This window comes from Rhodobacter maris (genome assembly GCF_900217815.1).
In the GTDB taxonomy this organism is placed as follows: Bacteria; Pseudomonadota; Alphaproteobacteria; order Rhodobacterales; family Rhodobacteraceae; genus Rhodobacter; species Rhodobacter maris.
In genome coordinates, this window is sequence record NZ_OBMT01000002.1 from 308,992 (window position 1) to 330,174 (window position 21,183).

Consider the following 21,183-nt stretch of genomic DNA (forward strand, 5'->3'; position numbering starts at 1 on the left):
TTCGCCGCGATGCGGCGATTACACGCCCCTCAACGCCCGGGCGCAAGCCGCGGTTGCCCTCCGTCACGCCATTGTGCGCCGCCCGGCGTCAGAGCCCGCGCAGCTCGCGAATCCGTTCCGCCAGCGCGCGGGTCGAGCCATCCTTGGCCGCCCCATCCGCCTTGCCTTCCAGCACCGGAGCGAGCGCCAGCGCCAGCTCCTTGCCGAGCTCCACGCCCCATTGGTCGAAGCTGTTGATGCCAAGGATCACGCCCTCGACAAACACACGATGCTCATAAAGCGCAATCAGCCCGCCCAGCGTTTCCGGCGTGAGCTGATCGAAGAGGAGCGTGGTCGAGGGGCGGTTGCCGGGAAAGACGCGGTGGCGCGCCTGCCGCTCCAGCTCTGCCCCCTCAAGCCCCTTTTTGCGCATGATCGCGGTGGCGTCCTCCAGCGAGCGACCGCGCAAAAGCGCCTCCGATTGCGCAAGGCAATTGGCGACGAGAAGAAGGTGCTGGTGCTCAAGATCAGGCTCAAGACCGCGCGCAGTGACGATGAATTCGCAAGGCACGACGCGGGTGCCCTGATGGATGAGCTGGTAAAAGGCATGCTGGCCATTGGTGCCGGGCTCGCCCCAGACCACCGGGCCGGAATGGTAGGGCAGATCGGCGCCATCCATGCTCACGCGCTTGCCGTTGCTCTCCATCTCAAGCTGCTGCAGATAGGCCGGAAGCCGCGCAAGCCTTTGTTCATAGGGCAAAACCGCGCGCGTGGCATGGCCGAGAACCTGATTGTGCCACAGCCCCACCAAAGCCAGCAGCACCGGCAGGTTCGCACTGAAAGGCGCGTTGAGGAAATGCGCATCCATCGCCGCAGCCCCGGCCTGAAAGCGCGCAAACGCCTCCGGGCCAATCCCGATCATCAGGCTCAGCCCGATCGGCGACCAGACGGAATAGCGCCCGCCGACCCAATCCTCGAAGCCGAACACCCGCTCGGGCGGAATGCCGAAAGCGGCGGTTTTGTCGACAGCCGAGGAGATCGCGGCAAATTGCGTGGCCGGGGTTTTCACCACTTCCGCCATCCAGACCCGCGCCGTTTCGGCATTGGTCATCGTCTCGATGGTGGTGAAGGTTTTCGAGGCCACGATCACCAGCGTCGTTTCCGGGTTCAGCCCGGCAAGCGTGTCATGGATATGCGCGCCATCGACATTGGAGACGAAATGGAGCCGCGGCCCGGTGGCAAAGGCGGTGCAGGCAAGCGCCGCCATCGCCGGGCCAAGATCGGATCCGCCGATGCCGATATTGACGACATCGGTGATCGCCCCGCCCTGCCCGGTGTAGCGCCCCTCGCGCAAGGCCGTGGCAAAGGCACCCATCCGCGCCAGGGTGGCGCGCAGCGGCGGCATCACGTCATGGCCATCGACAAGGATCGATTCGGCCGGGCTGCGCCAGGCGGTATGCAGCACGGCGCGGTTCTCGGTCTCGTTGATCTTCGCGCCCGCAAACATCGCCGCGCGCCGCTCCGCCACGCCGGTCGTTTCGGCCAGATCGATGAGCAGCGCGAGCCCCGCGGCATCGATATTCGTCTTCGAATAATCGAAGAGGAACGGCCCCGCCTCGGCGGCAAAATCGCGCGCGCGCTCGGGGGCGGCGGCGAAAAGATCGAGAATATGCCGGTCCTTGACGGTCTCGGCATGGGCAAGCAGCGGAGCAAAACGGTTCATCATGGGGCCCAATGGATCGTTGCATGTGAAAGAACGGTCCGCACCGGGGCCTCGATCTCGGGAAGCGTCCCGGCGCGTTCAAGTGCTGAGCGCTTTTGTGCCCCGGTGATCAGCAAATGGCAATGCATCGCGGCGCGCAGGACCGGGGCCGTCAGCGTGATACGCGGCTCGCCTGCGGCCATCGCACGCAGCGCCATCACGGGCGGCGCGGCCTCGGAAAGCGCCTCTTCGAGCCGGTCGGCGCCGGGGAAGAGCGAGGCGGTGTGCATGTCTTCGCCCATCCCGAGCAAAAGCACAGTAAGCGGCAGAACCGCTTGAACGCCTTGAGTAATTTCCTCCATCCGGTCCTCTGGCGCGGGGGCGGGCAGATAGAGCGGCACGAGCGAGGCCGCCGCTGCGCGGCCTTTGAGCAGATGACGGCGCAAAAGGGCCGTGTTCGAGCGCGGCGAGGTCTCATCGACCCAGCGTTCGTCGTTCAGGAGCAGATTGACGCGCCCCCAGTCGAGCTCGAGATCGGAGAGCACCTCGAACACCGGCCCGGGCGTAGTGCCGCCCGGAACGCAGAGCGTGACGCGCTCTTGCACGTCAAGCGCGCGGCGCAGCTGGCTCGCGATCCGGTCCGCGAGCGCCAGCATCAGCAGGTCGCGATCAGGATATTCAACAAAGTTCATTCGCGGATCTCCCGCCAGCGCCGCCCGTCGCGGTGCATCAGCATCAGCGCATCCTCGGGGCCGGAGGAGCCGGCATCATAGGGCCGGGGCTTGTCGCCGCGCGCCTCCCATCCGGCGATGATCGGATCGGTCCAGGCCCAGGCCGCCTCCACCTCGTCGCCGCGCATGAACAGCGTCTGGTTGCCGCGGATCACATCCATCACGAGCCGCTCATAGGCATCGGGAATATCGGCCCCCTCCTCGCCCAGCGCCTCGGCAAAAGACATGTCGAGCGGCACCTGCACAAGTCGCATGCCGCCCGGGCCCGGCTCCTTGATCATCACCTTGAGGTTCATCCCCTCGTCGGGTTGCAGCCGGATCACCAGCACGTTCTCGGGCCAGCGCGCCTCCTCCTCGTCAAAGATCGAATGCGGCGGCGCCTTGAAGGTGATCGCAATCTCCGAGGCCCGGCCCCGGAGTCGCTTGCCGGTGCGCAGGTAAAACGGCGTGCCCTGCCAGCGCCAGTTCGCCACCTGCACCTTGAGCGCGATATAGCTCTCGGTGCGGCTCTCCGGGTTCTCGCTGTCGGCGAGATAACCGGGTTGCGCCGCGCGGGTCGCAGACGCTTTCACCCCCGCATATTGGCCGCGCACGATATCGGCCGCAGGAACGGGCTGCAGCGCCCGGATAACTTTCAGTTTTTCGTCGCGCACCGCATCCGGGTCGAAGTGATAGGGCGGCTCCATCGCGATCAGGCACAAAAGCTGCATCAGATGGTTTTGCACCATGTCGCGCATGGCGCCCGACTTGTCATAATAGGCGCCGCGCCCGCCCACGCCGACCGTTTCCGCCACGGTGATCTGCACATGGTCGATATATTGCGCGTTCCAGAGCGGCTCGAACAGGATATTGGCAAAGCGCACCGCCATCAGGTTCTGCACCGTCTCCTTGCCGAGGTAATGGTCGATCCGGTAGATCTGGCTTTCCTCGAAATGCGCGGCCAGCGTGGCGTTGAGCGCCTTCGCCGAGGCGAGATCACGCCCGAACGGCTTTTCCACCACGATCCGCGCATCCTCGCAGGCGATGTCATGCGCCTTGAGCCGCTCGGCGAGCGGGCCAAAGAGCATCGGCGCGACCGAGAAGTAAAAGGCATGGACCCGGCCGGGGGTAATCTTGTCGCGCAGGGCCTCCCAGCCCGCCTCGCCGGTGGCATCGACCGGCACATAATCGAGGCTTTCGAGGAAAGCGGCAATATCGGCGGGATCGCGCTTGGCGGGGTCGACGAATTCCTCGATCGCGGTGCGGACCTGGGCGCGGAAGCCTTCGGCATCCATCTCGGAACGGGCGGCGCCGATGATGCGCGCGCCCTGCGGCATCTGACCGGAGAAAAAGCGCCGGTAGAGCCCGGGCAGGATCTTGCGCTGGGCCAGATCGCCCGTGGCGCCAAAGATCACGAGATCGAACAGGTCCACCGGAATGACACGCGACACCATGGGGCTGGCTCCGATTCTAGGCACGACTGGCCCTCCCTCGCGGCTGGCGCCAGTGTTAGCGGTAACAAGAACCAAATTCCTACCGTGGCGCAGGGCTCAAGTCTAGCCCGGGTGGCGGCGAACTCAAAGCGCTTTGACGCTTGGTCAAGCGGCAGTGATCCGCGCTCAAAGCGCCTCGATCGCCTTGGCAAGCCGGTAGAGCCGCGCACGTTTGAGAAGCGCGCGGAGCGGCTGCGGCTGGCCAGAGAGCGCCTCGGCCTGCGCCCGCACCGTTTCCACCGCCCGCACCACCGCCTCGGGGGCGTCCGCCAGAAGGGCGAGCAGAAAGGCATCGACATCGAGCCGGGCGAGCCCCTCGGCAGCGAGCGTGGCGCGCGGAAAATCGGCGCGGTTTTGCGTCACGATCGCATCGGCGCCGCCCGCGATGGCGGCGGCCAGCACATGGATGTCGTTCTCGTCGGGCAGGTGGAGGCGTGCCTCGAGCCCGGCACGCACCGGCACGACAGCCCGCGGAAAGCGCGCCTTTAGGCTCGCGATTTCACCGCGGGCGACCGCCTCATCCCCCGCCGAGAGCCGCGCGGCAGCCCGTGCCCATTCCTCCAGGATCCGCTCGGACCAGAGCGGCGCATAGAGCCCCGCCTCCGCGCAGCCGATCAGGATCTCGCGCATCACCGTGGGGTAGAGCACGCAAGCGTCAAGGAGCGCCTTTTGCGGCGCGGCCCGCATCAGTCGAGCCGGAAGAAGAGCGATTTCAGATAGCCCGATTCGGCGAGTTGCGGCAGCATCGGGTGATCCGCCCCGGCAAAGCCCGTGTGCAAAAGCTGCGCGCGCCGCCCGCCGCGGCCCAAGCCCCGCGCGGAGGCATTGCGGAACTGGGTGAGGTCGGCCGCATGCGAGCAGGAGCAGAGCACGATATAGCCCCCCGGCGCGACGAGCGGCGCAGCGAGCCGGGCCACACGCTCATAAGCGCGCAGACCCGCTTCGAGCGCAGGCTTGGCGGGCGCAAAGGCAGGCGGGTCGCAAATCACCAGATCGAATTGCGCGCCCTCTGCGCCCAGAGCCTCGAGCGTGGCGAACGCATCGCCCTGACGGGTGGCGAACCGCGCGCCCTGCCCCATCGCGTCCGCGCCCTTGGTGGCAAGATCGAGCGCCGCGGTCGAGGCATCGACGGCGAGCGCGTGCTCTGCGCCGCCTGCAAGGCACGCCAGCGCAAAACCGCCGACATGGGAGAAGACATCGAGCACGCGCGCGCCTTTGGCCAGCCGCGCGGCAAAAGCGTGGTTGGGGCGCTGATCGTAGAACAGCCCGGTCTTCTGGCCGCCCATCACATCGGCCATATAGGTCGCGCCATTCATCGAAACCGGAACCGGCGCCTCGATCTGACCTTGCAGAACAAGGGTTTCCTCGGGCAGCCCCTCAAGGCCGCGGGCCCGGCCCGAGCCGTTCTTGATCACCGTTTCAACCCCGGTGACGTCGATCAGCGCCGCGGCGATCTCGCCAATCATCGCCTCCGCCCAGGCGGCATTGGGCTGCACCACGGCAACCGCGCCGAACCGGTCGATGATCACGCCGGGCAGGCCATCGGCCTCGGCATGGACCAGCCGGTAGAAGGGCGCCTCAAAGAGCCGCTCGCGCAGCTCCAGCGCACGGGCGAGCCGTGCCGCGATCCAGCCTCGGTCGATCTCGGCCTCCGCATCGCGATCGAGCACGCGGGCGATAATCTTCGAGCGCGGGTTCACCGTCACCGTGGCCAGCGGGCGGCGCTCGGCATCTTCGAGCGTGGCGATCGTGCCGGGGGCAAGCGCTTGCGTGCGCCGGTCGGTCACCAGCTCATCGGCATAGACCCAGGGGAAACCATGACGGATCGCCCGCGCCTCGGCCTTCGGGCGCAGCCGCACCACGGGACGGGTCTTCGCATCGGCAAGGATCGGATCGGACATGGCGGGCCTTCACATCTGAGAGCTGTTGCCCCGCTCTAGCCCGAGTTGCGCCGCGGCGAAAGCCCGCCGCTGCAGGAGCCCGACAGTTCCCGCTGGACCTCGCCCGGTATTGGGCGCATCACGGAGAGAACGGATCGGCACCCGGAGCCTGCGGGCTTGAATGGTTAGCGCTAACGACCTAGATTGCCCTGGAGCCGGTAGGGAACCGGCGCGATTGTGCTCCGCTGCCCTGCTCCGCCTCGCGCGCCGCTCCCGGCGCGCCAAGCCCATGACGGCCGAGCCCTGCCCGGCCGTTCAGCCTTCCGGAGGACGCCATGACAGACCCCGCCCCGCCTCTCCTACCGCCGCTCAATGCCACGATCGCGCGGGTGACCGAGCGGATTCGCGCCCGTTCCGGGCCCCGGCGGGAGGATTATCTGGCGCGGATTCGTGCGGCGGCGCAGGCGGGCCCGGCGCGGGCGCATCTGAGCTGCGGCAATCAGGCCCATGCCTATGCGGCCATGGGCACGGACAAAGCCGATCTCGCCGCCGGCCGGGTTCCGAACATCGGCATCGTCACCGCCTATAACGACATGCTCTCCGCCCATGCGCCCTATGGTGCCTACCCCGACCAGATCAAGGAGGCGCTGCGCGCGGTGGGCGCCACGGCGCAGGTGGCCGGCGGCGTGCCCGCGATGTGCGACGGTGTCACCCAAGGCCAGCCCGGCATGGAGCTGAGCCTTTTTTCGCGCGATGTGATCGCGCTCGCCGCGGGGGTGGCGCTCAGCCACAACACCTTTGACGCCGCGCTTTACCTCGGCATCTGCGACAAGATCGTGCCGGGGCTGATCATGGCGGCGGCCACTTTCGGCCATGTGCCCGCGGTGTTCCTGCCCTCCGGGCCGATGCCCTCAGGCATTCCGAACGACGAAAAGGCGAAGGTGCGCCAGCAATATGCCACCGGCGAAGTGGGGCGCGAGCGGCTGATGCAGGCGGAGATGGCCTCTTATCACGCGCCGGGCACCTGCACCTTCTATGGCACCGCCAACACCAACCAGATGCTGATGGAATTCATGGGGCTGCACTTGCCAGGTGCGAGTTTCGTGAGCCCCGGCACCGATCTGCGCGCGGCGCTCACCGTGGCGGGGGCACGGCGCGCCGCGGAGATCACCGCGCTCGGCAACGACTTCCGCCCGGCGGGCGAAATTCTTGACGAGCGCGCCTTCGTCAACGGGCTGGTGGGGCTGATGGCAACGGGCGGCTCGACCAACCTCGTGCTGCATCTGCCGGCAATGGCGCGCGCCGCCGGGATCGAACTCGACCTTGAGGATTTCGACGAGATCTCGGACGCGGTGCCACTCCTTGCCAAGGTCTATCCGAACGGGCTTGCCGATGTGAACGCCTTCCATGCCGCGGGCGGGCTGCAATTCCTGATCCGCCACCTGCTCGGCGCGGGGCTCCTTCATGGCGATGCGCAAACGGTCTGGGGGCCGGGGCTCGCGGCCTATACGCGGGAACCGAAGCTCCTCGACGGCAAGCTCACCTGGGTCGAAGGGCCGGAGACGAGCCTCAACGACAAGATCCTGCGCCCCGCCGCCACGGCCTTTGCCCCCACCGGCGGGCTCAAGCAGCTTGCGGGCAACCTTGGCCGCGGCGTGATCAAAGTCTCGGCCGTGGCCCCCGAGCGCCATGTGATCGAGGCGCCCGCGCGGATCTTCCACGATCAGGACGCTGTCCGGGAAGCGTTCAAGCGGGGCGAATTCACGTCTGACACCGTGGTTGTCGTGCGCTTTCAGGGGCCGCGTGCAAATGGCATGCCCGAACTGCATTCCCTCACCCCCACCCTTTCCGTGCTGCAAGACCGCGGCCTCAAGGTGGCGCTCGTCACCGATGGCCGGATGTCGGGCGCCTCGGGCAAGGTGCCCGCAGCGATCCATGTCTCGCCGGAAGCCTGCGCCGAAGGGCCGCTTGCAAGGCTCGTCGATGGCGACATCCTGCGGCTCGATGCCGTGACCGGGCGGCTCGACTGCCTCACCGAGGGGTTCGAGCGCCGCGCCCCCGTCAAGGCGGATCTGAGCGGCAATACCGAGGGGCTCGGGCGCGAGCTTTTCGCCGCGTTCCGGCGCAATGTAGGCGCCGCGCCCGAGGGCGCTTCGGTGGTGGTGTGAGCGCAAGCGGGCCGGGGCGCGACGCGCCCCCTTTCGCCCGACGCCATTTTACGTCTTTATGACGCGCAAATGCCGTGCCGACCGGCCCGGCCCCCTCGCTCGCGCCCTGCGGGGCCGGCTTTTTCTGACAGGAGGCTCAGATGACCCCCGCCGACCAATCCGCCACCGCCCGTGAAATCTGCGCCATGGCGCCGATCGTGCCGGTGATCGTGCTCAACGACACCGCCCATGCCGCGCCGCTTGCCCGCGCTTTGGTGGCGGGCGGCCTTCCCGCGCTTGAGGTGACGCTGCGCACGCCCTGCGCGCTCGAGGCGATCCGCGCGATGGTCGATGTCGAGGGTGGCATCGTCGGCGCGGGCACGCTGATCACGCCCGCCGATGTGAAGGCGGCAAAGGCCGCGGGGGCGAAATTCGGCGTGGCACCGGGCTTTTCGGAAAAGCTCGTGAAAGCCTGCGAAGACGAAGGCCTGCCGCTTCTGCCCGGCGCCGTCACCGCCTCGGAGATCATGCAGGCGCTGGAATGGGGCTATACGATGCTCAAATTCTTCCCCGCCGCCAATGCCGGCGGCCCGGCCGCGCTGAAGGCGCTGGGGGGGCCGCTGCCGCAGGTGAGCTTCTGCCCGACGGGTGGGGTCAGCCTGCAAAATGCGCGCGATTACCTGAGCTTGCCGAACGTTCTTTGCGCGGGTGGTTCCTGGGTCGCGCCCGCGGGCATGATGAATGCCGGCAACTGGACCGGGATCGAATCGCTTGCGGCCGAGGCCGCGTCGCTCTCGCGCGCAAAAGCTTGAACGCTCAGACGGAAACCCGCCCGGTGCGCCCGCCGCGCCGGGTCGGCGCTTTCGCCGCCTGCGTCACCCCCTCGGCGAGCACGAGGCTCATCGGATGCGCCGGATCGGTGCTGTAGTGCTCCAGCGCAAGGCGCATTGCGGCGCGCTGGTCGGTGCCCGCCTCCAGGCTCAGCGCCCAGTCGAGAAAGATCGAGCGACATTCCGCATCCGAAATCCCCTCGATCCGGTAGCTTTCACGGATCAGCCCTTTCGGATCGGCCTCACGCAGCTCCATCGCTTTCGTCCTTCTTCATGAGCGCCATCTCGACGATCTGCGCCACTCCGGATGTGGTGCGCAAAAGCCGTTCGGCAAGCGCTTCGAAACTCTCTTCATCGGCCTCGCGCAGCAAAAACGCCCGTCCGCCCTCGCCGATCGCTTCCAGATCGAGCGGGCCCTCTGTCAGAAGCCGCCCGCCCGCCTGCAGGCGCCACAGGAAGCGATAGGCGGAGGCCAGCACCTCGCCCGCCTCCTTGCTGACAAAGCCCCGCCGCGCGCCCACGCGCAATTGCGCCTCGACCCGCCGCGCCGGATCGCCCGCCCGCAGCGCGAAACTTTGCGCCAGAAGCTCGAGATCTTGCAATCGTCCCGGGCCGATCTTCGCCTCCCAGGCGCCATCGGGGGCCTTCGCGGCAAAGATCCGCGCCCGCATCTCGGCCAGATCCGGCATCACGCGCGGATCGGCGCCCTTGGCCGCAAGCACCGCGCAACGCACCTCTTCGACATCGGCGCTGAGCCCCGGATCGCCCGCCAGCACCCGTGCGCGGGTGAGCGCCAGATGCTCCCAAGTCCAGGCCTCCTCCATCTGGTAAGACCGGTAGCTTTCCAGCGACACCGCAACCGGCCCCTGCCGCCCTGACGGGCGCAGCCGCATATCGACCTCGTAAAGCCGTCCCTCGGGCATTTGCGCGCTGAGCGCGGTGATGAAGGCCTGGGTGAGGCGCGCGAAATAGGGCCGCGTGGCGAGCGGCTTCGGCCCTTGCGAGCTTTCCGCGCCCTGCGCGTCATAAATCATGATCAGGTCGAGATCGGAGGCGGCGTTGAGCCGCTCTGCGCCCAGGCTGCCCATGCCCAGCACCACCGCGCCGCGGCCGGGGGGCGGCCCGTGCTTGCGGCTAAACTCGGTTACGACCTCTGGCCAGAGCGCCGCCACCGCCGCGCCGGCGACATCGGCATACTGGCGCGCCACCTCCGCAGCATCCGCCAGCCCGCGCAGATGGTGCACACCGACGCGAAACCGCATCTCTTTGGCCCATCGCCTTGCTGTATCCAGTTTTTTCTCGTAATCGGGCTGCGCATCGAGCGCCGCACCCAGGCCCTTCGCCAGTTCCATGCCCCCCGGCCAAGGCGCGAAGAACGAGCCTCCCAGCACCGCATCGAGCACGCCCGCATTGCGGCTCAGATGCGCGGCAAGCCCGGGGGCAGTGGCGCAGATATCGACGATCAGCTCGATCAGTTGCGGATTCGCCTCGAAGAGCGAGAACAGCTGCACGCCCGCGGGCAGGCGCGCCAGAAATCCGTCAAACTGGCGCAGGGCCTCCTCGGGGTTCGCGGCGCGCTGCATCCGGTGCAGGATCTCCGGCTCGATGCGGCGGAAGATCGCGCAGGCCCGTTCCGAGCGCAGCGCCGGATAGGCGCGCCAGCCCTCGACAAGGGCCTGCGCCGCCTCGCTCAGATCGGGGCGTGCGCCATCTTCCGGACCGGGCGTGAAAAAGGCGCTGGTCAGCGCCTCGACCTCTTCAAGCCGCGCCTTGAGCCGGGCACTCCAGTCCGCCAGATCGCCCTCGCCCATCAGGCAGGCGACCCGCCGCAGCCCCTCCTCGCTCGTGGGCAGCACCTGGGTCTGGGCATCGTTGACCATCTGGATCCGGTGCTCGATCTCGCGATGGTCGCGGTAATGATCGGTGAGCGCGCGCGCCACATCGACCGGCACCCAGCCCTTGACGGCAAGTTTTGCAAGCCCGCCCACCGTGGTCCGGTCGCGCAGATCCCTGTCCCGGCCGCCGGCGATCAACTGCCGGGTCTGGGTGAAGAATTCGATCTCGCGGATGCCGCCGGCACCGAGCTTGAGGTTGTGGCCGGGCACGTCGATGCGCCCGCCGAGCCCCTTGTGGGCGCGGATCCGCAGACGCATGTCATGCGCGTCCTCGATCGCGGCGAAATCGAGATGACGGCGCCAGACGAAGGGGGTCAGCGCGGTCAGAAACCGCTCCCCGGCCGCCAGATCGCCCCCACAGGGACGCGCCTTGATATAGGCGGCACGCTCCCAGGTGCGACCCTCGGCCTCATAATACTGCTCCGCCGCCCCCATCGAGATGCAGACCGGCGTCACCGAAGCATCGGGGCGCAGCCGCAGATCGGTGCGGAACACATAGCCCTCGGCGGTATTGTCGGAGATCAGCGCCGCCATCTTGCGGGTCACGCGGATAAAGGCGGCGCGCGCCTCGGCCCGATCCTCGGGCGCGAACTGGGTCTCGTCGAAAAGGCAGATCAGGTCGATGTCGGAAGAATAGTTGAGCTCGCCCGCCCCCATCTTGCCCATCGCGAGCGCCACCATGCCGCCCGCCCGCGCGGCCTCTTCGGGGCCTTTGCCGGGGAGCTTGCCGCGGCGGATCTCCTCGCCCACGAGCCCACGCAGCGCCAGCGTCACGGCGGTATCGGCCAGCATAGTGAGCGCCCAGGTCACCCGTTCGAGCGCCCAGATCCCGCCCAGATCGCACAGCGCCGCCAGCAGCGCGACCCGGCGTTTGGCGCGGCGCAGTTCGGCCCCGAGCTGATCGAGCGCGACGCCGTCAAGCCGGGCGATCTCGGCCCCCAGAGGCAGCAGCGGCTCTTCCCCCAGCGCCGTATGCAACCAGTCCGCCTCACGCTCAAGAAGTCCCGCGAGATAGGGCGAAGACCCCGCCGTCCCGGCGATCAGGGCGCGGATCTCGGTTGAAAAATCACCATAGCGCGCGGCGACATCGGTGCCACGCGCAGGATCAAAGGCAAGGGGCTGCCGGGTCAGGCCGGTTGCAAAGCTCATGGCGCCAGATTAGCGGGCCAATGTCTTGCGTCAATCATCGGTTGATCCGCGCGGCGAGCCGCCCGTCGCGCCCCCCGCGGCAGAGCGGAAACCCACCCGAACCCGGGGGCTTGCGGCTTGACGGCGCCGCCCGCGAATGCTCAGGTGGCGCCGACTGGATATTCACCCGGTGGATCCCGGCCCGGCCCCGTGTCGGCCCGCCCGCCTTCCCCGACCGGAGCCTTCCGGCCCGGAAGCCCGGCCGGACCGATGCGGCCCGATCCGGTCCCCCTCCCTGCGGAAGACCCCCATGACAGAGCCCAAAGATCCCGAGCGCATGATCCTTGCCATCGACGAGGGCACGACGAATTCGAAAGCCGTGCTCTTCGACGCAACGGGCCGGGTGCGGGCGAGCGGCGCGGCCCCGGTGCCGATCCGCCACCCCGAGCCGGGCTGGGTGGAGCAGGACGCCGAGGCGATCTGGTCCGCGACCGAGCAGGCGATCTCTGCCTGTGTCGCCGCGGCACCGCAGGCAGAGATCGTCGCGATCGGGCTCTCGAACCAGCGCGAATCGATCCTGATCTGGGACCGCGTCACCGGCGCCCCGCTTGGCCCCGTCGTCACCTGGCAATGCCGCCGCTCGGCTGCCGCCTGCGCGGCGCTGCGCGACGCGGGCCATGAGCCCGAGGTGATCGCCCGCACCGGATTGCCGCTCGATCCGATGTTCCCCGCGACCAAGCTCGCCTGGCTTCTGGAGTTCCACGCGAGCGGCCGCGCCGCGGATACGATCTGCGCGGGCACGGTCGATGCCTGGCTGATCTGGAAGCTCACCGGCGGCGCCGTCCATGCCACCGACGCCTCGAACGCCGCGCGCACGCAGCTTTTCAACCTCGCCGAGGGGCGCTGGGACGAAACGCTCTGCGCGCTGTTCGGCATCCCGCCCGAGGTGCTGCCCGACGTGGCGGAAAGCGCTCATGTCTTCGGCAGCACCGCGGGCGTGGCCGGGCTTCCGGACGGCATTCCCGTCGCCGCGGCAATCGGCGACAGCCATGCCGCGCTTTTCGGTCATGGCGCCACGCGGCCGGGCGACGGCAAGGTGACTTTCGGCACCGGCTCGTCGATCATGACCACGGTTCCCGCGTTCAGCGCGCCACCGAAGGGGCTGACCACCACCATCGCCTGGAAGATCGGCGGGCAGATCACCTATGCGTTCGAGGGCAATATCCTCGTCTCCGCCTCGATCCTCCCCTGGACCGCGGATCTGCTGGGGCTCGGCTCGGTCGATGACCTCGTGGCCCTCGCCGAGACCGTCGAGACATCGCTCGGCGTGGCGCTCGTGCCCGCCCATGTGGGCCTCGGCGCCCCGCATTGGAACGCGACCGCCCGGGGGGTGATTTCCGGTCTCAGCTTCGGCTCGGGGCGCGCCCATCTCGCCCGTGCCGCGCTCGACAGCCTTGCCTTGCAGGTCGCCGATGTGGTCGAGATCGTCCGCGCAGGCTCCGGCCATCCGATCGGGCGACTTTTCGTCGATGGCGGGCCGAGCCGGAACCGCCGCCTGATGCAGCGCGTGGCCGATATCCTCGACCAGCCGGTGATCACCTCGGAAAGCGTCGATGCCTCGGCCCGCGGCGCCGCCTATCTGGCGGGGCTTGCGGTCGGTTTCTGGAGCGATGCCGAGACAGTCGCAGGGCTTGAGCCGCATGACCCGCCGCTGGTTCCCGCATTGCCGGACACCGCGCGCGCGGCCCTGCGCGCGGACTGGAAGGATGCCCTCGCCCGCACGCTCCTGCCGGCCCAATCCCTCGCCTGAGCCCGGGAACGCCCGCCCGCCCCTTGCATGGAGCCCGCGCTCCATGTATCAGGGCTTCCAGCGCGGGTGTTGTGTAATGGTAAGACCCTAGCCTTCCAAGCTAGAGATACGGGTTCGATTCCCGTCACCCGCTCCATCAGACCCCCTTTGTGGTCATTTTTCTCAATATCTTCTGGCACTTGCGTTCCTTCCGGTGCACATTCGGGCACACACGGGGCACACATGGGACTTGTCTTGAAGCACGTTGAGCAATCCAAATCGGGAAGCTGGCAATACCGCCGCCGCGTTCCCAAGGACGTTTCCGAGGTCATCACCAAGCGCGAGTTCAAACGCAAACTGGGCGATTCCCGAAAGGAGGCCCTTGCCGCCTATCCGCAGGTTCACGCCCAAGTGGAGCGCGAGATCGAGGCGGCGAAGCGGCGGCTTGCCGGGGCCGCGGCGGCATCGGGGCCGGGAGCATCGGAGCGCGAAGCCTATGCCGAGGCGCTGCGGCGTCGGGCCGATCTGATCACCAAGGGGGCGACGGAAGAGGCCCTTGAGCTGACCGCCGATGCGCTGGCGGACAGCTTCCCGCAAGACGGCTATGAGCCCCTCGGAGCGCCCCCGGTTGCGCGCCACACGGTCAACCTTCTGCGCCTCGGGCCGGAACGCTACAGGCCCCCGGAGCCCACCTTGGGGGATGCGCTGCGGCTCTACCTGAAAGAGCATCTGAAAGCGGACAGCCCGGAGACGGACAGCCGCGTTGTCGGGCTTGCGCGCCGCGTCGTGGAGGCCGCAATCGCCGCCATCGGGCGCGATCCTCTGTTGACCTCGATCACCCGCGAAGACGCCCGCGCCGTCCGCGATCACATGCTGGACCGGGTGAAGGCCACGGGGCGCGGGACCGGTGAGAAGGTGAGCGCGGCAACCGTGTCGCGGGAACTGGCGATCCTCTCCGCCGTGGTCAACTTTGCCAAGGTCGAGTTCGGGATGCCCGACACGATGCCGAACCCGTTCAGCCGCTTGCCCGTGGCGCGGGTGGCGAAGGGACAGGGGCAGAAGGCCTCGGAGAAGCGCGACCCGTTGCCCTCCGCCGTGCTGACAAAGACCCGCGCGCGTGTGCTTGCCAATGCGGCCCCTGAATTGGCCCTGATCTGGCGCATGGTCGAGGGGACCGGGTGCCGTCTGGCCGAGGTCACAGGCCTCTTGGTCGAGGATGTGGCGACGGAAGGGGAGTTTCCGCATCTCCGCATTGAACCGAACGCCCTGCGAACGCTCAAGACCACCTCCTCTCGCCGCCGGGTTCCCCTTGTGGGAGACGCTCTGGAAGCGGCCATCGAGGCCCAGCGGCTGGCCCGGGAAGGCGTCATGCTGTTCCCCACCTATGGCCGCAAGCGGGGCTCTGACGCGGCCTCCGCGGCGCTGATGAAGCATTTGCGGCAGGTATCGGCAGACGAAAAGCATGTGATCCATTCGCTTCGCCACAACATGAAGGACCGCCTCATTCTGGCCGAAGTGTCGTCGCTGGACCAAAACCTGATCCTCGGTCATGCCCTCGGGGGCGTGGGGGATCGGGTCTATGGCGGCGACGTCGCGAAACTGCGCCAGACCACAAAGGCGATGCGCAAGGCGTTGGGCTTGCCCGCTGTGGACGCGGAGGCCCAGTCGTGAGGTGTTGGGACGGTCAGCACGGGTAAAAAAATAGAGGCCCCGGAAGGAGCCTCGTTGGGTATCTGGGGGAGAGGAGGGAGGAGTGGGAGGCGCTCACGGGACGCTGGACATGCCCCAGCCTAGCCACTCACTTTGGGCATCCCCTAACATCTTATATAACATGTAAAGGGGGGCTCCCTCCTATGCTGTGTGGTAATTGATTCGTTGGGGTCACGGAGGGCGCATATCCTCTCTGTCAACCCCTAATCTTCTATCCCGATCAGATAGTCAGAAGGTGCACATCTCCTCCGTCCCTCCTCCCCCTGTCCCCGATCAGGAGCTCCTGTGGGAGCACCTCTAGGAGGCCGCAGGAGGCCCGCTGGGGCGCCCTCTTGGGGTCCGTGTGGGTGGGGCTCACGAACGAAGAGGGGCGCGGCAGGGGGCTCTCTGGGGCGGATGGGTGACGCGCAGAAAGGTCGCCCCTGCTTGAAGGGCGGATTCCCCCAACATAACTGGCGGATATGTTGGCGAGCGCCTTGCCGGTGCTGGCAGAGCCAAGCACGTCGCACGCCTCCTCCCCTTCCCCGTGATCAGGAGCCCCCTAGGCGCGCATCTGAGCCTTGATCCGGGCGAGACATCTCCTGAGGGCCGCCCTCGGTAAGGGTATCGCGTTTCGCGACCCCCCTTGCAGTGACGGGCGATGGCATCGGCGGCGTCGGCATAGCCCAGCACGTCGCACACGTCACGGGCAACGAACCACGGTTCGCCGTCGATTGTCACGGTGCGCACGGGGCGGATGGGGTGACGCGCAGAAACGTCGCCCCCGCGAGCCCTCACGGCTTCTCAACGAAGAACCGTTCCTTGGCGTTCGGATAGCGCCCGTTCAGTTGCTTGAAGCGCTCGACGTCGGCGGCGATGCGGGCGCGACGTTCGGCGCGGGTGCCTTCGATCAAGCGCTCGGAGCGTTCGCCCACGGCGGCGCGGAGCTGATCGTCGGTCATGGTGCCCTGCCCCACGACATAGACCCCGTGCTTCATGATCGACGGGATGACTTCGGAGGTCAGGAGGCGGCGGAAGGCCCGGGCCGTCGGCTTCCGGGAGTCAAGGACCAGATCGTTCAGGCCGAACTCATTGACCAGCTTGTGCGGACGCCCGCCCCTGTTTGAAAGGCGGATTTCCCCAACATAACTAGCGGATATGTTGGAGAGTGCCTTGCCGGTGTTGGTCAGGCCGAGGGCCTTGCACACGTCAGCCGCGACGAACCAGACTTGTCCGTCAATCGTGACGCTGCGCAGCTTGCCGAACCGGGTATTGGCGACGGCAACGGCGGGGAGATTTTCCATAGGTTTTTTCCTTTCGGGATGGTGGTTGTCGGGGTCCATTCCCCGGCATGACGCCCCCGGCAGCCCCACCACGAGCCCCCGAGGGGCCGGAAAGGATCAGCCGAACGGGTCGCGCAGGGACGCCATGCGAAAGAATGGAAAGGATGGGAGAAGGGTGCTGCCACCGCTCGGGGGCGCGCGCTCAGCCCATTGCCGTGGGCAGCACATTGACGCGCCTCTTCTCAAGGCGGTCGCTCAGGCAAGGCGCAGCGATGCAGCCGAGCAGCCCATTCCGGCCCCTCGTGCAGGGCGCAGCGAGAATCATGGCGCCGTCACGGAGCGCGGGGATTGCGGACATTTGCCGCGCTTTGTGCTAACGACGGCTATGATCAGGTGGCGTGCCTTGCTACTGATGGTCGTTTGCACTGATTGACGAGATTTACTCACGCCAGACCAAGGGGCGATCCTTTCAGCGGACGGCCAGCAGCGAAGACCGGGAAAACATTGAATTCGATCCAGCCTTGGAGTGTAGTGCGAGTGTGTGACAACTCAGCCGAAAGAAAATTCAAGCCATGGTAGACTTTTCAAAACTGTCTCGGCCTAAATCGAGGTCAGCGCCAACCGATCCAATTGAAATCTTCAAAAAGACACCAAATACGGGTGGCGCTCCCAACGATCTTTGGAAGGGGCAGGCAGACGCTCTCGCGGCGTGGAACGGGGCGCGAACGAAAAATGACAATCTGATAATCCTCAACACGGGCGCCGGTAAATCCATTGTCGGGTTGATGGCAGCCCAGAGTCTGGTCAACGAAGGCGTAGAGAATGTTCTCTTTGTTTGCAGTACGATTGACCTTGTCGAACAGACCGCGCGCGAAGCCGAGAAACTTGGCCTAAGTTATACTACACGGACTGGTGGAAATTTCTCCAACGACGGTTTCGAAACAGGCAAGTCATTCTGCATAACGACCTACCAAGCGCTCTTTGTGTCGACCTCCCCCTTTAAGAAATTTAAGCTTGGTGGGATAATTTTTGACGATGCTCACGTATCGGAAAGACTGATCCGAGATAGCCTCACTGTGTCCGTTTCGGCCGCCGATCATGAAGACCTATACAAAAGACTAGTCGAAATCGTCCGACCAGAGTTCGAGAATATTAAGAAGGGGGAGCATCTAAAGTTTGTTGTCGACGAGGCATCCGGCGGGACTACGCTGTGCCCCCCCTATGACAGCAGCGAGAAATTCCGCTGCAATCATCGAATCCTTCAAAGCCTACGATTATCGGAAGTACAAAGATCTTCTATTCCCCATGATTCAACTTTTCGAGCACATTGCCTGTTGCGCAGTCTATGTGTCCTCCCGTGAAGTTGAAATTTGCCCACCATTCATTCCGAATGCTCATTTTGAGCATGTCGTGAACTGCCCAAGGAGAATTTATCTGTCTGCAACGCTGGACTATCCAACGGACTTCATAAGAGCATTTGGAACCTCCAAAGTTAACAGAATTGAACCCAACAATGATGCTGGCAACGGGGAGCGGGTTATCATACTTGGCTCTCTACTGGAGGACCCCGATGGAAAAATAGATTTGGCCAAGCGCCTGAAGGTGGAGTCGAAGGTCCTCATTTCAGTGCCCAGCTATAAAAAAGCGGGGGTATGGAAGGAAGTGTGCAAGCCGCCTTTGGTGGACAACTTCACAGAAGCTCTGAATGATTTCCGCAACAGTGATTCAGGGGCATTCTGCTTGGTGTCTAGAGTCGACGGAATAGACCTTCCACAAAATACTTGTAGAATTATGATCATCGATGGGAGCCCAAGTGGCTCCAACTCCCAAGAACGCTATCAAGTCGAAGCTCTACAAATGTTGAGCCAAAACGCTACAAAAACGTCAACTCGCCTGACGCAACTTCTGGGTAGAATTAACCGAGGCCGAAGTGACTACGGTGCGTTCATTATATACGGACACGACCTGAATACTTGGTGCAAGAATGATAGAAATATCGCTCTGCTCCCAGCATTGATTCGCAAGCAATTCCTTTTGGGGGCAAGTTTGCAAGACCAGATAGGTGAGAAAAGCAACGAGCAACTGGTTAATCTGTTGAATGACATCCTTGGAAAGGGTGAAAGTAAGATTCGTGACAAAGCTTGGCTGGATTTTTATGGCGAAACCATCGATGGCTTGGAGGTAAGTGAAGACTCGATCAACTTGGTACGAGAGCGAGAGGACAAACTGGCAACTGGCGCGTTGGCGGAAAGTGAGTTCATGAGCTACCTTTGGCATGGGGATAGTCAAAGGGCTCGACAATCTCTCATGTCAATTGTCGACAATATCGCACCCGTCGATTCTAAGCTCGCAGGTTGGTATGATCTCTGGCTAGGCATGACCTACGAAATGGATGGAGATTTAGGGTCCGCCTCGACGCACTACTCACGTGCCAGATCAAGGCTTACGCCAAGGCTCAATGTCCCTCTCATTAGTAAGTTCGATACCGAGCAGGGAGAACTAGACACCGAGAACCCTGTGCAACGGAAGTTGGCGGATTTGAATATGAAGGCCGGGAACCCGTTCTCGAAATTCGCGGCCTCGCTTAGGCTTAATATCGCAATCGTTGGAAATAAAACAAAGTCTTCCAATGAAAGAGAAGAAGCTTGCCGTGTCATTGGTGAACTGCTCGGCTTTGAAACGGCTAGACCTGACAATGTTTTCAAGAAGGGGCCAGACGTCGTCTGGAGCTCGGAGGAGACAAGGGAGCTTATCGCGTTCGAGCTGAAGACCCAAAAAAAAGAAGGCGATACGACATACAAGAAGGATGCGGTCGGGCAATCGCTCAATCATATTGAATGGTTGCAAGAGAATTATGACGGATACGGCTTCTGTGGAGTGATCGTATTGGGCCCTCTGGGTGTCGTAAGCAGCAGCGCTTCTCCGGGCGATCATCTGTTTCTAACCTCACCAGATGAGTTCTGCGAGGTATGCAACGGCTTTGTTGCACGTATCGACGACCTGATTGGCAGGACACAGCTTGAGCGTTGGCATATGCTGAAGGAACTCGGCATGCTTCCAGAGTATCAGATTGGCGGGTTGTCGACTGCTTTCTCGCGAAGACCGCTCAGGTCTTTGATGTGAAAATCTCGCTAACTTAGTTGACAAAATTTGAAGGACTTTAATCGAGAGGTCCTTTATTCTTCGGTCCCAGCAGTTCGGTCCGCGCTTCTGATCTGCACCTGTCAAATATTGCTTTATCATGCCATCGATTACCGCCGCATTGGAGCCGCGCTGCAGCGACGGGCCATCTCGTGAGAGGCAGCTTTGGGCCGTCATTGTCTTGGCTTCCATAGAACAGCTGCTACTGCCAGAGCGAAAGCCAAAGCCAAAAGGTAAGGCGAGAGTAAGATGAGTTCAATTGGCGACATTCTTTGCGACATAGCTTCAGCAGAGCGGCGATCTTGTACATGCTGATTCCAGTCACTCAAGCGCTCAAGAATGCGGTCTTTTTGATATCCGCCAGAAAACTCCCGTATGCTCGGTAATGAAGCGAAAATTTCTTTTGGAATCTCCTTGTAGTTATCCTGATCAAAGCCACCTACTAGATCACTAAATTGCTTGGCCCATCTGCAAACTTTGTTTCTTTCTTCGACTATGAGATCAAAGTCTGGCGGGGAGTACTCTGACCTAGTCGATACTTGGCAATTAATTAACAGTACGTCGGCCTCCATCTTCAAACCCAACAATTCACCGACTGTCCAACCTTTTTGTGCGCTCGCCTCCATCTCGAAGCCCATTCTCTGAATTTCAAAAGCTGGTGTGAGAAAACCCACTGCGCCAAAGGCCAAGACACATAGATCCAATAGCTTCCAGTTCAGGATGCCCAACGATTTTCCTGCCCAGACGATCAAGATGGACATAGCGATTACAATTGCTAAATTCTGCCAGATATTTTGAAACAATCCAAGCTCGGGCATCGGGATCTCCAAATTGTTGAACTTCAGAGAACTTTGTTCCGATTACAATCGCTTGTCGAGATGGTGCGTAGTGTCCGCTTATGGGGGATCCCTCGAGGCGTATGCGTCGCAGCAGAATGTCGGTTTTGGGCCGGGCACGTGGATCCGCACGCTCGGCATTGGAACTCTGCGATGGCCGCTCCTTGTGCTGTGCCCCTGCTTGCTGGCCTCATAGGCGTCGCAGTCCTCCTGCGCCTTCCGCATCAAGGCCCGCGTCTCGGGGCCGATCCAGCCGGGCGGATGGGCCAGACCTTTGCCAGCGACCCAGATCGGCGCGGCGTTGACGTCGCTGTAATCAACCATGGACGAACCCGGGCGCTCGGTCCTGAGCCTCGGCCCACATATCTGCGAAGGCCTTGGCGACCGCCGCGGCTTTGGCGATCCGATCTGCACTGACACAGGCGCCAATGAGTCCATGCACGGCACGGGCGACGACTGCGGCTTCGGCCAGAACGTCGGCTTCCGGGTCGCCCCAGAGCGCCTCGAATTGCGCCAAGAGCCTCTCGGGGTCGATGCCCAAGACCGCGGCAAGGTCCAGAAGACGGGTGACGGAGGGCGGGAGGCTGCTCAGGCTCTCGGCGTCGGGATCGTTTGCGGCGGAGCCCTCGTGGGCGGCGATTTCTTCGGGGCTGGCGGTCATGGTGTTCTGCGGCATGTGGG

The 21,183-nt window shown here is 64.4% G+C and carries 17 protein-coding genes and 1 tRNA gene; 7 read left to right on the forward strand and 11 right to left on the reverse strand.

Annotated elements, in window-relative coordinates; all coding sequences use genetic code 11:
- Positions 1-88 precede the first annotated feature (88 nt).
- The 5 genes from pgi to CRO22_RS05665 form a co-directional block, all read right to left on the reverse strand.
- A complete protein-coding gene (gene pgi / locus CRO22_RS05645) occupies positions 89-1,702 on the reverse strand; it encodes a glucose-6-phosphate isomerase (protein WP_097069223.1) in 1,614 nt (537 codons plus the stop codon).
- Positions 1,702-2,373, reverse strand: coding sequence for a 6-phosphogluconolactonase (gene pgl / locus CRO22_RS05650; protein ID WP_097069144.1), 672 nt, complete (start codon positions 2,371-2,373; stop codon positions 1,702-1,704). Before pgl ends, pgi begins: the two co-directional genes overlap by 1 nt.
- Positions 2,370-3,845: a glucose-6-phosphate dehydrogenase gene (zwf, locus tag CRO22_RS05655; protein WP_097069145.1), complete on the reverse strand. Its 1,476-nt coding sequence runs from the start codon at positions 3,843-3,845 to the stop codon at positions 2,370-2,372. The genes pgl and zwf overlap by 4 nt, the downstream gene beginning before the upstream one ends.
- A 165-nt stretch (positions 3,846-4,010) precedes the next feature.
- Positions 4,011-4,571, reverse strand: coding sequence for an RSP_2648 family PIN domain-containing protein (locus CRO22_RS05660; protein WP_097069146.1), 561 nt, complete (start codon positions 4,569-4,571; stop codon positions 4,011-4,013).
- Entirely contained in the window at positions 4,571-5,785 is a 1,215-nt protein-coding gene (locus tag CRO22_RS05665) for an RSP_2647 family RNA methyltransferase (RefSeq protein ID WP_097069147.1), read from the reverse strand. The genes CRO22_RS05660 and CRO22_RS05665 overlap by 1 nt, the downstream gene beginning before the upstream one ends.
- Positions 5,786-6,099: 314 nt before the next feature.
- Between CRO22_RS05665 and edd the strand changes: the two genes are divergently transcribed.
- Both edd and eda read left to right on the forward strand, forming a co-directional pair.
- Positions 6,100-7,932, forward strand: coding sequence for a phosphogluconate dehydratase (edd, locus tag CRO22_RS05670; protein WP_097069148.1), 1,833 nt, complete (start codon positions 6,100-6,102; stop codon positions 7,930-7,932).
- A gap of 140 nt (positions 7,933-8,072) precedes the next feature.
- Positions 8,073-8,723 carry a bifunctional 4-hydroxy-2-oxoglutarate aldolase/2-dehydro-3-deoxy-phosphogluconate aldolase gene (eda, locus tag CRO22_RS05675; RefSeq protein WP_097069149.1) on the forward strand — a complete coding sequence of 217 codons (651 nt, stop codon included), beginning with the start codon at positions 8,073-8,075 and terminating at the stop codon, positions 8,721-8,723.
- Positions 8,724-8,727: 4 nt separating this feature from the next.
- Here eda and CRO22_RS05680 read toward each other — a convergent pair whose 3' ends face one another.
- Both CRO22_RS05680 and CRO22_RS05685 read right to left on the reverse strand, forming a co-directional pair.
- On the reverse strand, positions 8,728-8,997 hold the full coding sequence (locus CRO22_RS05680; RefSeq protein ID WP_097069150.1) for a hypothetical protein: 270 nt from the start codon (positions 8,995-8,997) through the stop codon (positions 8,728-8,730).
- Entirely contained in the window at positions 8,984-11,785 is a 2,802-nt protein-coding gene (locus tag CRO22_RS05685) for a [protein-PII] uridylyltransferase family protein (RefSeq protein WP_097069151.1), read from the reverse strand. Before CRO22_RS05685 ends, CRO22_RS05680 begins: the two co-directional genes overlap by 14 nt.
- Before the next feature lie 289 nt (positions 11,786-12,074).
- Between CRO22_RS05685 and CRO22_RS05690 the strand changes: the two genes are divergently transcribed.
- The 3 genes from CRO22_RS05690 to CRO22_RS05700 all read left to right on the forward strand — a co-directional run bounded on the left by CRO22_RS05690 (position 12,075) and on the right by CRO22_RS05700 (position 15,224).
- Positions 12,075-13,574, forward strand: a complete 1,500-nt coding sequence (locus CRO22_RS05690) for an FGGY family carbohydrate kinase (RefSeq protein WP_097069152.1) — start codon at positions 12,075-12,077, stop codon at positions 13,572-13,574.
- Positions 13,575-13,636: 62 nt separating this feature from the next.
- Positions 13,637-13,710 (forward strand) — tRNA-Gly (locus CRO22_RS05695).
- A gap of 86 nt (positions 13,711-13,796) precedes the next feature.
- Positions 13,797-15,224: a site-specific integrase gene (locus CRO22_RS05700; RefSeq protein WP_097069153.1), complete on the forward strand. Its 1,428-nt coding sequence runs from the start codon at positions 13,797-13,799 to the stop codon at positions 15,222-15,224.
- A 393-nt stretch (positions 15,225-15,617) separates the two neighbouring features.
- Here the strand turns inward: CRO22_RS05700 and CRO22_RS19420 are convergent, their stop codons facing one another.
- Complete coding sequence (locus CRO22_RS19420; protein WP_394341481.1) at positions 15,618-16,040, reverse strand: BRO family protein; 423 nt, start codon at positions 16,038-16,040, stop codon at positions 15,618-15,620.
- Positions 16,037-16,546 (reverse strand): BRO-N domain-containing protein, encoded by a 510-nt coding sequence (locus tag CRO22_RS05710; RefSeq protein WP_176518551.1) that lies wholly within the window; start codon positions 16,544-16,546, stop codon positions 16,037-16,039. The genes CRO22_RS19420 and CRO22_RS05710 overlap by 4 nt, the downstream gene beginning before the upstream one ends.
- 551 nt (positions 16,547-17,097) lie before the next feature.
- Between CRO22_RS05710 and CRO22_RS05715 the strand changes: the two genes are divergently transcribed.
- Both CRO22_RS05715 and CRO22_RS18625 read left to right on the forward strand, forming a co-directional pair.
- The gene (locus CRO22_RS05715) at positions 17,098-17,886 is read left to right on the forward strand and encodes a DEAD/DEAH box helicase family protein (protein WP_097069155.1); all 789 of its coding nucleotides are present in this window, start codon (positions 17,098-17,100) and stop codon (positions 17,884-17,886) included.
- Positions 17,831-19,648 carry a helicase C-terminal domain-containing protein gene (locus CRO22_RS18625; RefSeq protein WP_176518552.1) on the forward strand — a complete coding sequence of 606 codons (1,818 nt, stop codon included), beginning with the start codon at positions 17,831-17,833 and terminating at the stop codon, positions 19,646-19,648. Before CRO22_RS05715 ends, CRO22_RS18625 begins: the two co-directional genes overlap by 56 nt.
- A 191-nt stretch (positions 19,649-19,839) precedes the next feature.
- On the opposite strand, the gene CRO22_RS18630 is transcribed toward CRO22_RS18625, so the two are convergent.
- Positions 19,840-20,484 (reverse strand): hypothetical protein, encoded by a 645-nt coding sequence (locus CRO22_RS18630; RefSeq protein ID WP_141399414.1) that lies wholly within the window; start codon positions 20,482-20,484, stop codon positions 19,840-19,842.
- A gap of 334 nt (positions 20,485-20,818) precedes the next feature.
- Entirely contained in the window at positions 20,819-21,178 is a 360-nt protein-coding gene (locus tag CRO22_RS05730) for a hypothetical protein (protein WP_097069158.1), read from the reverse strand.
- Positions 21,179-21,183 lie beyond the last annotated feature (5 nt).